This window comes from Cobetia sp. PDI-23MA (genome assembly GCF_059507735.1).
Genome location: NZ_CM183352.1, coordinates 3,948,829 through 3,963,070, shown reverse-complemented (window position 1 = coordinate 3,963,070; position 14,242 = coordinate 3,948,829). Strand labels below are relative to the sequence as shown.

Here is a 14,242-nt window from a genome sequence, read left to right as displayed (position 1 = left end):
GATCTTCTTTCGCGCCCCTGTGACTCATTGTCGCAGGGGCGCGAAATGCATCTGACGTTCAAGATATTGAAGGATGTTGCTGACGTCAGGTTGTGATTCATGCAACCCTGTGTCGCTCGCACCGCAAGCGACTGTCAACGTAAGCAAACTGTCATCGCTTTCCCGCAAGATAGTGAGGCTTTGGTCGTAAGCTTGCGAAAGATCAAGGAATTTAGCTTGTCGTTTGGTTGATGGCGGTGAAGCGCTCCCCTATAATCCGGCGAGTTTGCTCCCGGGCTGTGTCCAGCGCAGCGCCAGAAATGGCGAAGGCCATCATTGCGAGACACAGGTCCAAGATGCACAAGACGACACCCGCTGCTCTACAACGCCCTCAGGTGGCTCGATTGCTCTGGGGCCAGGCGCTGGTCATCGTGATTGCCGTCTTGCTGGCGGGAGTGATGAAAGGCAGTGGTGCGGCGCTTTCCGCGCTGTGTGGTGGGCTGGTCTGCCTGCTGCCCAATCTGTTTTTCGCCTGGCGTTCACTGCGTGTGACCGGTGCACGCTACGCCCAGGCAATGGTCAAGGCCTTCTATCAGGCCGAGGCCGGTAAGTTCGGTTTGACGGCCGTATTGTTTGCATTCTTCTTCATTGCAGTGCCGCCCTCAAACCCCGCTTTATTTTTTTGCGCTTACGTGGCGGCAATGGCGGTTCACTGGCTGGGCCCCTGGCTGGTGAAGCGAACACCGTACACACGAACCTGAGGCAGAGTCATGGCAGGCACCAACCCGAGTCCCTCCGAATATATTCAGCACCACCTGCAGAATCTGACGTACGGCAACCACCCGGAACACGGATGGTCACTGGCGCACAGCGCTCAGGAAGCGGCCGACATGGGATTCTGGGCCATCCACCTGGACACCATGGGCTGGTCCATCGGTCTGGGCCTGATCTTCCTGTGCCTGTTCCGCAAGGTCGCCAAGTCCGCCACCACTGGCGTTCCCGGCGGTCTGCAGAACTTCGTCGAATTGATGGTCGAGTTCGTCGATCAGTCCGTGCGTGAGACCTTCCACGGCCGTTCACGCCTGATCGCACCGCTGTCACTGACGATCTTCTGCTGGATCTTCCTGATGAACCTGATGGACTTGATCCCCGTCGACTGGCTGCCTGGCGTTGCTGCCAAGGTCGGTGAGATGTTCGGCGCCGATCCGGCTCACGTGTTCTTCAAGGTGGTGCCGTCCACTGACATCAATGCCACGCTGGGCATGTCACTGTCCGTGTTCGCGCTGATCATCTTCTATTCCATTCGCGTCAAGGGCCTCAAGGGCTTCCTGGCCGAACTGACGCTGCACCCGTTCAACACCCCGAACAAGCTGGCACAGATCGCGCTGATTCCGGTCAACTTCCTGCTTGAGTTCGTGACGCTGGTCGCCAAGCCGATCTCTCTGGCGCTGCGTCTGTTCGGTAACATGTATGCAGGCGAGCTGATCTTCATCCTGATCTCGCTGGTCGGTATCTGGCAGCTGCCCCTGCACTTCCCGTGGGCGGTCTTCCATATCCTGGTCATCACCCTGCAGGCATTCATCTTCATGATGCTGACCATCGTCTACCTGAGCATGGCCAGCGAAGACCACTGATGCAATTCGCCCCACGCCATCCGTGGTGTGGGGCAAGATTTCCGAGCTCTGCTCACACCCTCAACCCTTGACGTAAACTTGACTAAAACTGGAGTTCCACAATGGAAGCACAAGTTCTTGGCATGACCGCTATCGCCGTCTCCCTGCTGATCGGCCTGGGCGCCCTGGGCACCGCCATCGGTTTCGGTATCCTGGGTGGCAAGTTCCTGGAAGGCGCAGCGCGTCAGCCGGAAATGATCCCGCAGCTGCAGGTCAAGATGTTCATCGTCGCTGGTCTGCTGGATGCCGTGACCATGATCGGTGTTGGTATCGCGCTGTTCTTCACCTTCGCCAACCCGTTTGTCGGTTAAACATCGGCTGGCCTCCGGCCTACCGTGTTTTTGACCCAACAATCGTGAAGCGAGAGGTGCTGGCGTGAATCTGAACTTAACCCTGATTGGTCAGGCCATCGCCTTTGCGGTCTTCGTTTATTTCTGCATGAAGTATGTCTGGCCGCCGGTCACACAGGCTCTGGCAGAACGTCAGAAGAAGATTGCAGATGGTCTGGATGCTGCCAGCCGTGCTACCCGTGACCTCGAACTGGCGCAGGAAAAAGCCACCGAGACTCTGCGGGAAAGCAAGGATGAAGCAGCACGCATCATTGAGCAGACCCATAAGCGCTCCAACCAGATGATCGAGGAAGCACGTGAAACTGCACGTGCGGAAGGCGAGCGTCTCGTTGCGCAGGCCCGTGCCGAAATCTCCCAGGAGATCAACCAGGCCAAGGACGAGCTCCGTGGTCAGGTCGCTGCTCTTGCAGTGATCGGCGCCGAGCGCATCCTGGAATCCTCCATCGACGAAGCCAAGCACCGCGAGCTGATTGACAAGCTCGCTGCCGAGCTCTGAGGAGACTGATTCCATGGCTGAAACGTCTACCTCCACCGCGGCTCGCCCGTACGCCAAGGCGGCGTTCGAGTTTGCACGCGGCCAGCAGGCGCTAGAGGCCTGGTCCGGCATGTTGTCGACAGCGGCGCTCGTCGCTGTCGACGCAAACGTCAAGGCGGTGCTCGACAACCCCAAGCTCTCCACCGAGCACAAGGTCGGCACCTTCCTGGACGTGTGCGGTGAGGCGCTGGATGACAGCGCCCGCAACTTCATCCGGACTCTCGGTGAGCAGGACCGCCTTGCGGCCCTGCCCTCCGTGGCCGAATTGTTCGAGGCCCAGAAGGCCGAGCAGGAACAGCGTGTCGAGGTGACCCTGGTGTCTGCCTTTGCACTGGAGAGTGAGCAGGAAGAAAAGCTCGCCACTGCCCTGCGCAAGCGTCTGAACCGCGACATCTCCATTACCACTCAGGTGGATAGTACGCTGCTCGGCGGCGTCATCATCCGTGCCGGAGATACCGTCATTGACGGCTCCGTGCGCGGCAAGCTGGCCCGGCTTTCCGAAGCACTGAACTCCTGAGTCCGAGGGACATGGCATGCAGCAACTGAATCCTTCCGAGATCAGCGACATCATCAAGCAGCGTATCGAAAAGCTTGACGTCGCATCCGAAGCCCGTAATCAGGGCACCATCGTCAGCGTCTCCGACGGCATCGTGCAGATCCACGGCCTCGCAGACGTCATGTTCGGTGAGATGATTGAATTCCCGGGTGGCGTCTTTGGTATGGCGCTCAACCTTGAGCGCGACAGCGTCGGTGCTGTCGTTCTGGGTGACTACCTCCAGCTCGAAGAGGGCATGACCGCGCAGTGCACCGGTCGTATCCTCGAAGTGCCGGTAGGCCCGGAAATGGTCGGCCGTGTGGTCGACGCGCTGGGTAACCCGATTGACGGCAAAGGCCCGATCGACGCCAAGCTGACTGACGCGGTTGAGAAGGTCGCTCCGGGCGTCATCGCCCGTGAGCCGGTCGACCAGCCGGTGCAGACAGGTCTGAAGTCCATCGATGCCATGGTGCCGATCGGCCGTGGTCAGCGCGAGCTGATCATCGGTGACCGTCAGATTGGTAAGTCCGCCATCGCGATTGATGCCATCATCAATCAGAAGGGCAAGGGCATTACCTGCGTCTACGTCGCCGTCGGCCAGAAGCAGTCCACCATTGCCAACGTCGTGCGCAAGCTCGAAGAGCACGGCGCGATGGAACACACCATCATCGTCGCGGCTGGCGCTTCCGACCCGGCTGCCATGCTGTTCCTGGCACCGTACGCCGGTTGCACCATGGGTGAATACTTCCGTGACCGCGGTGAAGACGCGATGATCGTCTATGACGATCTGACCAAGCAGGCATGGGCGTATCGTCAGATCTCCCTGCTGCTCAAGCGTCCGCCGGGCCGTGAAGCCTACCCGGGTGACGTCTTCTATCTCCACTCCCGTCTGCTTGAGCGTTCCGCACGCGTCAACGCCGAATATGTCGAGCAGTTCACCAACGGTGAAGTGAAAGGCAAGACCGGCTCCCTGACTGCGCTGCCGATCATCGAGACCCAGGGTGGCGACGTGTCTGCGTTCGTCCCGACCAACGTGATCTCCATCACCGACGGTCAGATCTTCCTCGAGACCAGCCTGTTCAACTCCGGCATCCGTCCGTCCATCAACGCGGGTCTGTCTGTTTCCCGTGTCGGTGGTTCTGCTCAGACCAAGATCATCAAGAAGTTGGGTGGTGGTGTGCGTCTGGCACTGGCTCAGTACCGTGAGCTGGCAGCTTTCTCCCAGTTCGCCTCTGATCTGGACGAAGCGACCCGCAAGCAGCTCGAGCATGGTCAGCGTGTCACCGAGCTGATGAAGCAGAAGCAGTACTCTCCGATGTCCGTGGCCGACATGGCGATCTCGCTGTTCGCGGCCAACGAAGGCTACCTGGATGACGTCGACGTCGCCAAGGTGCTGGGCTTCGAGAAGGCGCTGCTGGACTTCATGCGCTCCGAGCACGCGGATCTTCTGGACAAGATCAATCAGTCCGGCGGCTACGATGACGAGATCAAGAATGGTCTCAAGGCTGGCGTCGAGAAGTTCAAGGCGACTCAAAGCTGGTAAGTGGCATGGCCCGGCCAGGCCGGGCCCTGTCGTTTCCCTTCGGGTGGCATGAATAAGGCAGATCGCTATGGCAGCTGCAAAAGAGATTCGCTCCCAGATCGGGAGCATCAAAAATACGCAAAAGATCACCAGCGCCATGGAAATGGTGGCTGCGTCCAAGATGCGTAAAGCGCAGGATCGCATGGCGGCCAGCCAGCCTTATGCTCATCAGATCCGCAAGGTTGTAGGACACATCGCCCGGGCCAACCCGGAATATCGCCATCCCTATCTGATGGAACGCGATGTGAAGCGTGTCGGTTATATCGTGGTCTCCAGTGATCGCGGCCTGTGTGGTGGCCTGAACGCCAATCTGTTCAAGGCTGTCACCAAGCATGCGAAGAGCTGGCGCGACCAGGGTGTCGAGGTGGACTTCTGTGCCCTCGGCTCCAAGGCCGGTACCTTCTTCCGCAACTACGGTGGCAACCTGCTTGCCGCCAAGTCCGGTCTCGGGGATTCCCCAGGTACCCAGGATCTGATCGGTAGCGTCAAGGCCATGCTGGACGCATTCGACGAGGGCAGCCTCGACCGTCTGTACGTGGTGTTCAACGAGTTCGTCAACACCATGACGCAGAAGCCGGTCGTGCGTCAGCTGCTCCCTCTCGAAGCTGATCTGAATGACGAAGAAACCGGTCCCACTACATGGGACTACCTGTATGAGCCGGATGCCGTCTCGTTGCTCGACAAGCTGCTCAAGCGCTATGTCGAGGCCCAGGTCTACCAGGCCGTGGTCGAGAACATCGCCTGCGAACAGGCAGCGCGAATGATCGCAATGAAGAGTGCGACCGATAACGCCGGCGACCTGATCGACGACCTTCAGCTGGTCTACAACAAGGCCCGCCAGGCAGCGATCACTCAGGAAATCTCCGAGATCGTATCCGGTGCCGCCGCCGTCTGATGACAGCGTGGCAACAGGCAAGCAGGTTTCAATCGCAGGTTTAAGAGGAACCAGGAATGAGCGGACGTATCGTACAAATCATCGGCGCGGTGATTGACGTCGAGTTTCCGCGGGACGCAGTGCCCAAGGTCTACGACGCCCTGAACGTCGCCGATAGCGAGACCGTACTCGAAGTCCAGCAGCAGCTGGGCGACGGCGTGGTCCGTACTATCGCAATGGGTTCGACCGAAGGCCTCAAGCGCAGTCTCGCAGTTGAGAGCACCGGTGCTCCGATCTCCGTGCCGGTCGGCACGGCGACTCTGGGTCGCATCATGAACGTGCTGGGTCAGCCGATCGACGAAGCTGGCGACGTGGGTGCTGAAGAGCACATGCCGATTCACCGTGCAGCCCCGAGCTTCGCGGAGCAGGCAGCGTCCAGCGAGCTTCTGGAAACCGGCATCAAGGTCATCGACCTGGTCTGCCCGTTCGCCAAGGGCGGTAAGGTCGGTCTGTTCGGCGGCGCCGGTGTCGGCAAGACCGTCAACATGATGGAGCTGATCCGCAACATCGCCACCGAGCACAGCGGTTATTCCGTGTTCGCGGGCGTGGGTGAGCGTACTCGTGAAGGTAACGATTTCTTCCATGAAATGAAGGAATCCAACGTTCTCGACAAGGTTGCCCTGGTCTATGGCCAGATGAACGAGCCGCCGGGCAACCGTCTGCGCGTGGCACTGACCGGTCTGACCATCGCTGAGAAGTTCCGTGACGAAGGTCGTGACGTTCTGCTGTTCGTCGACAACATCTATCGTTACACCCTGGCGGGGACCGAAGTGTCCGCACTGCTGGGTCGTATGCCGTCCGCGGTGGGTTATCAGCCGACTCTGGCGGAAGAGATGGGCGTCCTGCAGGAGCGCATCACTTCTACCAAGACTGGCTCGATCACTTCCGTGCAGGCCGTCTACGTCCCCGCGGATGACTTGACCGATCCGTCGCCGGCGACCACCTTCTCGCACCTTGACGCGACTGTCGTACTGTCCCGTCAGATTGCCGAGCTGGGTATCTATCCGGCTGTCGACCCGCTCGACTCCACCTCTCGTCAGCTCGACCCGCTGGTCGTTGGCGAAGAGCACTACAACACTGCCCGTAACGTTCAGGGTGTGTTGCAGCGCTACAAGGAGCTGAAAGACATCATCGCCATCCTCGGGATGGACGAGCTGTCCGACGAAGACAAGCAGACTGTGGCACGTGCGCGCAAGATCCAGCGCTTCCTGTCACAGCCGTTCTTCGTTGCGGAAATCTTCACCGGCGCGCCGGGCAAGTACGTGTCCCTCAAGGACACCATCCGCGGCTTCCAGGGTATCCTGGACGGCGAATATGACGCACTGCCGGAGCAGGCGTTCTACATGGTCGGCACCATCGACGAAGCTGTCGAGAAAGCCAAGGGCATGTAATTTCCCTGTTCAGGCATGAGGAAACAGGTATGGCTATGAGCGTCCACTGCGACATCGTCAGCGCTGAGAAAGGCATCTTTTCCGGCCTGGTCGAGCGTCTCGTGGCTGCCGGCAGCGAAGGTGACCTCGGCATCATGCCGGGTCACGCTCCGCTGCTGACCGAGCTGCAACCCGGCCCGATTCGCGTTCAGCGTCAGGGTGGGGCCGAGGAAATCTACTACGTCAGTGGCGGATTCCTCGAAGTGCAGCCGAACCTCGTTTCAGTCCTCGCCGACACCGCAGTACGTGCCGACGATCTGGATGAGGCGGCAGCCCAGGAAGCCAAGGAAGTGGCCTTGAAGGCCATGAACGACCAGGCTTCCGAACTGGAATACTCACGCGCCACGGCCGAACTGGCCGAGGCGATGGCCAAGCTGCGCACCGTGCAGCAGATGCGTCGTCACACGCGCTGAGATGCACTGGGCCATGACGGCCAGTGACAGGAAAGAGGCGACCTTCGGGTCGCCTTTTTTTGTGCTCATCACCCGGGAATGGACAGTCTTGCCGCTGGGGTAGCCTGGCGCGATTCAAGGTTGAGCGTGCTCATCCGTCAGCACCTTGAGTGCTGAGCCGCTTGGCTGAGAGCTCTTGCGTGAGCACTGCTACTTTCTCGGGTCTGTTCTCGGCGACAGTCCCGTGGGTAAACCTCGTCACTGGCAGGTCACGGATCAGCTGCTATCATGGCGCCACTATTTTCAGGGCTTCAGGTATGAAGGCCCGCTTTCTACAGGAGTTCACCGATGAGCAGCGCAGAGCGTACCGACGTCGTCATTCTTGCCGCAGGTCAGGGCACCCGCATGCGTTCTAGATTGCCGAAGGTGCTGCACCCGCTGGCAGGCAAGGCGATGGTGCGTCATGTGGCTGACACTGCTGCAGGCCTGAACGGTGTGCATCTGAATGTCGTCATCGGCCATGGTGGTGAGCGCGTCCAGCAGCAGCTGTCCGATACCGGTGCCAGTTTCGCGGTACAGGCAGAGCAGAAGGGCACCGGGCATGCCGTGGCCCAGTCACTGGACGCCATCGGTGATGGCAAGGTACTGATCCTGTATGGCGATGTGCCGCTGATTCGTCGCGAGACCCTCGAGGCGCTGCTGGCCGAAGTCAGTGAGCAGACCCTGGGGCTGCTGACGGTGATTCTGGAAGACCCGACAGGCTATGGCCGTATCGTGCGTGACGCCGAAGGCCGCGTCAGCGCCATCGTCGAGCACAAGGATGCCACGCCGGAGCAGCTGGCCATCCAGGAAGGCAACACCGGTATCCTCGCCACCACCGGTGCCCAGCTCAAGCGCTGGCTGCCGGCGCTGTCCGCCGACAATGCCCAGGGCGAGTATTACCTGACCGACATCATCGCCATGGCAGCCAGCGAAGGCGTCAACATCGCCACCGCCCAGCCGGCGGCGGTCGAGGAAGTGCAGGGCGTCAACAACCGCCTGCAGCTGGCCGATCTCGAGCGTGCCTTCCAGCGTCGTGAGGCCAACCGCCTGATGACCGAAGGCGCCAGCCTGGCCGATCCGTCACGCATCGACGTGCGCGGCAAGCTGACCATCGGCACTGACATCAGCATCGATGTCGGCTGCATCTTCGAAGGCGACGTCACCCTGGCGGATGATGTGGTCATCGGTGCCCACTGCGTGATCCGCAACGCCACCATCGGTGCCGGCGCCCATATCGCGTCGCACAGCGTCATCGATGGTGCCGTGCTGGAAGGCGACAACAATGTCGGCCCGTTTGCGCGTCTGCGTCCGGGCACTGAGCTTGCGCGTGGCGCACGCATCGGCAACTTCGTCGAGACCAAGAATGCCCAGGTCGGTGTCGATGCCAAGATCAATCACCTGAGCTATGTCGGCGATGCGACCCTCGGTGAGGCCGTCAATGTCGGCGCCGGCACCATCACCTGCAATTACGATGGTGCCAACAAGTTCCGCACCGAAATCGGCGCCAATGCGTTCATCGGCTCCAACTCGGCGCTGGTGGCACCGCTCAAGATCGGTGCCGGTGCCACCGTGGGTGCCGGTTCTACCTTGAGCCGCGATGTCGCCGAGGGTGCGCTGAGCGTGGCGCGTGGCAAGCGTATCGACAAGCCGGAATGGCCGCGTCCGACCAAGAAGTGATCGGCTGCAGTGATCGGCAGTAGTGGTAGCGATGCTTGCCCCTGAGGGGAGATGAGCATCACTGGCGGGGAGGCACCGACAGGTGCCTCCCCGTTTTTCGTTTCGGCCGGTTGCGCTGGACGACCTGCCAGGAGTGAATCGTCTCATCCTCTATCGTCTTTCACTTGATGTTTCGATTCATCTCTCTTATCTTTCGATTCGAAACTTTATAGGGGGCCCCGATGTCAAAGCGACTGACACCACAACGGCGTCACCAGATCCTTGATCAGCTGGCGCGTGACGGTGAGGTCAGTGTCGAGGCACTGGCGCGGGAGCTTGCCACCTCGGAGGTCACCATCCGCAAGGACCTGGCCTTCCTCGAGAAGAGTGGCCTGCTGCTCAGACGCTATGGCGGTGCCGTGGCCATGCCGCGTGAGCTGCTGGTGCATGACGAGCCGGTCAGCGCCGCCAAGCAGGCCATCGCCCGTCTCGCCGCGAGCCGTATCCGCGCGCACCAGCGCATCATCATCGACAGCGGCACCACCACGGTGGTGTTGATTCCCGAGCTCAAGGGCCGGGATGACCTGATCGTGATGACCAACTCGCTGAGCGTGGCCAATGCCATCCGCGAGCTGGAAAACGAGCCAGTGCTGCTGATGACCGGCGGCACCTGGGACCCGCACTCCGATTCCTTCCAGGGGCAGGTGGCGGAGCAGGTGCTGCGCAGCTATGACTTTGATCAGGTGTTTCTCGGCGCGGATGGTCTCGATCTCGAGCGTGGCACCACCACCTTCAACGAGCTGATCGGCCTGTCGCGCGTGATGGCCGAGGTGTCGCGTGAAGTGGTGGTGATGGCGGAATCCCACAAGCTGGGCCGCCGCATTCCCAACCTGGAGCTGGCCTGGTCCAGCGTCAGTACCCTGATAACCGATGACGCGTTGCCTGATGCCGCGCGTGACCAGATTCGTGCTCATGGCGTCGAGGTGTTGATCGCCCCGCTCATCGAGCCAGCAACTGCATAAGGAGATCGCTCATGTGTGGCATCGTCGGCGCCGTCGCCAGTCGTAACGTCCAGAATATCCTGCTCGAGGGCCTGCACCGCCTCGAATACCGTGGCTACGACAGCGCGGGCATGGCCGTCCTCTCCGAAGAGGGTCGCCTGAACCGCGTGCGTGCACTGGGCAAGGTCGCAGCGCTGCAGGAGCGTCTCGAGGAAGCGCCGCTCAAGGGGCGTGTCGGCATCGCACACACCCGCTGGGCCACCCATGGCGCGCCGAGTGAGGCCAATGCCCACCCGCACCAGTCCGGCGATAGCTTGGCCGTGGTCCACAACGGCATCATCGAGAACTACGAGACCCTCAAGCGCGAGCTGGAAGGGCAGGGCTATGTCTTCACCTCCGAGACGGACACCGAGGTCGTCGCGCACCTGCTGGCGCGTGAATACACCCTGAGTCAGGACCTTCTGACCGCGGTGCAGAAGGCGGTGGCGCTGCTCGATGGCGCCTTCGCGCTGGGCGTGGTGCATCGCGCCCAGCCGGACGTGCTGATCGGCGCGCGTCAGGGCAGCCCGCTGGTGATCGGTGTCGGGATCGACGAGCACTTCCTGGCCTCCGATCAGCTGGCGCTGCTGCAGGTCACCGATCGCTTTATCTACCTGAAGGAAGGCGATCTGGTGCGCATGACCGCCGAGCAGATCGAGATCTTCGAGCAGGGCGAGCGCCTGGTCACCGAGGCCAACGAGCGTCCGGTGCAGACCTTCGAGCACGCGCAGGATGCCGCTTCCAAGGGCGATTACCGTCACTTCATGCTCAAGGAAATCCACGAGCAGTCGCGCGTGCTGGCCGCCACGCTGGAAGGTCGCCTGAACGGTGATCATGTACTGGTGCGCAGCTTCGGCAGCGAGGCCGAGAACCTCTTCCGCCAGGTCAAGCAGGTGCAGATCGTCGCCTGTGGGACCAGCTACCACGCCGGCATGGTCGCGCGTTACTGGATCGAGCGTCTGGCCGGCATTCCGGCGGCGGTCGAGGTCGCCTCCGAGTTCCGCTACCGTCCGGTGGTGGTCGCCGATGGCACCCTGTTCGTCACACTGTCCCAGTCCGGCGAGACCGCCGATACGCTGTCCGCGCTGCGCTATGCCCAGTCGCTGGGTGGCTTCCTCGGTAGCCTGGCGATCTGCAACGTCCCGGGCAGCTCGCTGGTGCGGGAATCAGACCTCAGCCTGATGACCATGGCCGGCCCGGAAATCGGCGTCGCCTCCACCAAGGCCTTTACCACCCAGCTGATCGGTCTGATGCTGCTGACACTGTCGCTGCGTCGTGTGGGTGGCGGTGACGAGGCGGGTGAAGCCGAGGTGGTACGTGAGCTGCGTCAGCTGCCGTCGCTGGTCACCAAGGCACTGGCCATGGACAGTGAGATCGAACGTCTCTCCGAGGCCTTCGCCGACAAGCACAATGCGCTGTTCCTCGGGCGTGGCACCCAGTTCCCCATCGCACTGGAAGGCGCGCTCAAGCTCAAGGAAATCTCCTACATCCACGCCGAGGCCTATCCGGCGGGTGAGCTGAAACACGGCCCGCTGGCACTGGTCGATGCCGACATGCCGGTAGTGGCGGTGGCGCCGAACGACGAGCTGCTCGAGAAGCTCAAGTCGAATCTGCAGGAAGTGCGTGCGCGTGGCGGCGAGCTTTACGTGTTCGCTGACGAGAACATCAGCCTTGAAGAGAGCGAAGGCGTGCGTGTGCTGCGCATGCCGCATGTCAGCGAAGTGCTGGCGCCGATTCTCTACACCCTGCCGCTGCAGCTGCTGTCCTATCACGTCGCCGTGCTCAAGGGCACCGATGTCGACCAGCCGCGCAACCTGGCCAAGAGTGTCACGGTCGAGTGATCTGCGATGCAAGACGGCTGCGCCCTATCTGGCGCAGCAGCAGATGAGCCCAGTCTCATTGTGCCAACGGCAGCCTCAGGGCTGCCGTTTTTGGTATCCTGTGTGCCTGCCTTCTTATCCCCTTCCGTCCGCTGCGCGTTCATCGCCCGGCGCACGCACGTGACCTGCCATGACTGATCGCGACGCATCGCTTACCCGCCTCAACAAGTTCATCAGCGAAACGGGCTTCTGCTCGCGACGCGAGGCGGATCGCTACATCGCCGAAGGACGCGTGACCATCAATGGTGTCGTGCCCGAAATGGGCACCAAGGTCGCGCCGGGCGATGAGGTGCTGGTCAATGGCAAGCCATTGAAAGCCAAGCAGGAAGCGGTCTATCTGGCCTTCAACAAGCCGGTGGGCATCACCTGTACCACCGAGCGCCATGTCGACGGCAACATCATCGATTACATCGGTCATCCCAAGCGCATCTTCCCGATCGGTCGCCTCGACAAGCCCTCCGATGGCCTGATCTTCCTGACCAGTGACGGCGATATCGTCAACAAGATCCTGCGTGCTGGCAATGCCCACGAGAAGGAATACGTGGTGCGGGTCGACAAGCCGATCAACGGCGACTTCCTCAAGCGCATGGCCGCTGGCGTGCCGATTCTGGACACCATCACCCAGCCGTGTCGCATCGAGCAGATCTCGACCTATGTGTTCCGCATCATCCTGACCCAGGGCCTCAACCGTCAGATCCGTCGCATGTGTGAGGCGCTGGGCTATGAGGTCTTCAAGCTCAAGCGGGTGCGCATCATGAATGTCAGCTTGGACGGGCTGGGAGTCGGCGAATGGCGCTATCTCACCCAGCGCGAGATGGCGGATATCCAGCAGATGATCGAGGGCTCCAGCGGCACTGAGGAAGCCTCGCGCCTGGCGGCGGCACCGCCTCCTTCCCAGCACGCGACGGCCGCGCGCCATCAGCGCGCCGCCCAGGATACGGACGCTGGGCGGCGTAACGGGACTCGACGTCATGAAGGCGGCAATAGCGCTGTCGGTCAGCGTGACACACGTCAGCGCAGTTCGGGTCAGCGCAGCCCTGATAAGCGCGACACACGTCAGCGCGGTGCTGATCAACGCCATCCGGGCCAGCGTTCAGGCGTTCAGCAGGCAGGAACCAAGCAGGAGAGTACAGGGCGTCGCGAGCGTTCTGATGAGCGCACCCCAGGGCGTGGCAATCAGGAAGGCACAAGTGACGGTAGAAGTGCCCGCAGGAATACCACCAAGAGTTCGGGAGGCGCCGGCAATCTCGCCGGCGGCCTCAAGCCGCGCACGCGTGGCAATGCCAGTGATGGCCGCAATGAGCGTGGCGCGGCCAACAGCAAGGGCTCTGTCAACAAGACCTCTGCCAACAAGGGCTCTGCCAACAGTAAGACCGCTGCCAACAAGGTCGGCAGCAGCAAGAGTTACAGCAACACGAGCTCGGGGAAAAACAGCCCGGCTGGCAAGGGCGCCTCGTACAAGGGGGGCGGTTCCTCCAATGGGGGACGCGGTCGCCGCTAGTGAGCCGTCTGCACCTGCTTGTCATGCGCCGGTGAAGCAGGCTGTGCGGTCTGAGGCGTGCGGCGATGATAGCGGCCCAGCACGAAGGACAGTGTCGCGAATGCCAGCGCCGAACAGATGACCTGTGGCCAGGGGTAGACCAGTGCGGCGATCGCGATCAGCAGCAGGTCGAAGGCGAAGGTGGTGCGACCGGCATGGATGCCGAAGCGTCGCTCCAAATGCAGCGCCAGAATGTTCAGGCCGCCCAGCGAGGCGTTCTCGCGAAACAGCAGTGTGATGCCCAGACCGATCAACAGGCCTGCGGCAATCGCCGCGACCGGTAGGCTGACGGCACCCAGCGGCAAGCTGACCGCCAACACATCGGACAGCACGGAGAGCAGGCTGACGCAGCCCAGCGTGCGCAGGGTGAAATTCAGCCCCAGCTGTTTCCAGGCCAGGCCGTAGAAGGGCAGGTTGATCAGGAAGAACAGGCTGCCGAAGCTCAGTGCTGTCAGGTCGGCACCCAGCAACGACATGCCGGCAGTGCCACTGACCAGCAGGCCACCGGCCTGCAGCAGGCGTACGCCGAGCGCCACCAGCAGGCAGCCCTCGATGAGTGTGATCAGGCTACGCAGGGTGATGGCATTTGCCGCGCGTGAGCGGCTGCCGCTGGCGCGCAGAATGAGTCGTTGGAAAGCAGTCATGACAGGCTCCGGGGTATGGGCAGTCAACGA

The 14,242-nt window shown here is 61.6% G+C and carries 14 protein-coding genes; 13 read left to right on the top strand and 1 reads right to left on the bottom strand.

Annotated features, from left to right (window positions below; all coding sequences use genetic code 11):
* Positions 1–374: 374 nt before the first annotated feature.
* The 13 genes from AC5WNJ_RS16885 to rluF all read left to right on the top strand — a co-directional run bounded on the left by AC5WNJ_RS16885 (position 375) and on the right by rluF (position 13,529).
* Positions 375–740, top strand: a complete 366-nt coding sequence (locus tag AC5WNJ_RS16885; RefSeq protein WP_253063615.1) for an ATP synthase subunit I — start codon at positions 375–377, stop codon at positions 738–740.
* Positions 741–749: 9 nt separating this feature from the next.
* Entirely contained in the window at positions 750–1,613 is an 864-nt protein-coding gene (atpB, locus tag AC5WNJ_RS16880) for a F0F1 ATP synthase subunit A (protein WP_176678561.1), read from the top strand.
* A gap of 101 nt (positions 1,614–1,714) precedes the next feature.
* Positions 1,715–1,963 (top strand): F0F1 ATP synthase subunit C, encoded by a 249-nt coding sequence (atpE, locus tag AC5WNJ_RS16875; protein WP_011508579.1) that lies wholly within the window; start codon positions 1,715–1,717, stop codon positions 1,961–1,963.
* Positions 1,964–2,027: 64 nt separating this feature from the next.
* The gene (locus tag AC5WNJ_RS16870; protein ID WP_175088902.1) at positions 2,028–2,498 is read left to right on the top strand and encodes a F0F1 ATP synthase subunit B; all 471 of its coding nucleotides are present in this window, start codon (positions 2,028–2,030) and stop codon (positions 2,496–2,498) included.
* Between the two features lie 13 nt (positions 2,499–2,511).
* Positions 2,512–3,054 carry a F0F1 ATP synthase subunit delta gene (locus AC5WNJ_RS16865; RefSeq protein ID WP_043331710.1) on the top strand — a complete coding sequence of 181 codons (543 nt, stop codon included), beginning with the start codon at positions 2,512–2,514 and terminating at the stop codon, positions 3,052–3,054.
* 16 nt (positions 3,055–3,070) lie between these two features.
* The gene (gene atpA / locus AC5WNJ_RS16860; RefSeq protein WP_253063538.1) at positions 3,071–4,615 is read left to right on the top strand and encodes a F0F1 ATP synthase subunit alpha; all 1,545 of its coding nucleotides are present in this window, start codon (positions 3,071–3,073) and stop codon (positions 4,613–4,615) included.
* Positions 4,616–4,682: 67 nt separating this feature from the next.
* Positions 4,683–5,549 (top strand): F0F1 ATP synthase subunit gamma, encoded by an 867-nt coding sequence (gene atpG, locus AC5WNJ_RS16855; RefSeq protein WP_043331714.1) that lies wholly within the window; start codon positions 4,683–4,685, stop codon positions 5,547–5,549.
* Between the two features lie 56 nt (positions 5,550–5,605).
* On the top strand, positions 5,606–6,979 hold the full coding sequence (gene atpD / locus AC5WNJ_RS16850) for a F0F1 ATP synthase subunit beta (protein ID WP_175088900.1): 1,374 nt from the start codon (positions 5,606–5,608) through the stop codon (positions 6,977–6,979).
* Between the two features lie 29 nt (positions 6,980–7,008).
* Entirely contained in the window at positions 7,009–7,431 is a 423-nt protein-coding gene (locus AC5WNJ_RS16845) for a F0F1 ATP synthase subunit epsilon (protein ID WP_054556360.1), read from the top strand.
* A 327-nt stretch (positions 7,432–7,758) separates the two neighbouring features.
* A complete protein-coding gene (glmU, locus tag AC5WNJ_RS16840) occupies positions 7,759–9,129 on the top strand; it encodes a bifunctional UDP-N-acetylglucosamine diphosphorylase/glucosamine-1-phosphate N-acetyltransferase GlmU (protein WP_495930259.1) in 1,371 nt (456 codons plus the stop codon).
* Positions 9,130–9,350: 221 nt separating this feature from the next.
* Positions 9,351–10,130, top strand: a complete 780-nt coding sequence (locus tag AC5WNJ_RS16835; RefSeq protein ID WP_043331724.1) for a DeoR/GlpR family DNA-binding transcription regulator — start codon at positions 9,351–9,353, stop codon at positions 10,128–10,130.
* Between the two features lie 11 nt (positions 10,131–10,141).
* Positions 10,142–11,989: a glutamine--fructose-6-phosphate transaminase (isomerizing) gene (glmS, locus tag AC5WNJ_RS16830; RefSeq protein ID WP_176678558.1), complete on the top strand. Its 1,848-nt coding sequence runs from the start codon at positions 10,142–10,144 to the stop codon at positions 11,987–11,989.
* 169 nt (positions 11,990–12,158) lie between these two features.
* Complete coding sequence (rluF, locus tag AC5WNJ_RS16825; protein ID WP_495930257.1) at positions 12,159–13,529, top strand: 23S rRNA pseudouridine(2604) synthase RluF; 1,371 nt, start codon at positions 12,159–12,161, stop codon at positions 13,527–13,529.
* Here the strand turns inward: rluF and AC5WNJ_RS16820 are convergent.
* Complete coding sequence (locus tag AC5WNJ_RS16820; RefSeq protein ID WP_082388683.1) at positions 13,526–14,212, bottom strand: YitT family protein; 687 nt, start codon at positions 14,210–14,212, stop codon at positions 13,526–13,528. The two genes, rluF and AC5WNJ_RS16820, sit on opposite strands and share 4 nt — an antisense overlap.
* Positions 14,213–14,242 lie beyond the last annotated feature (30 nt).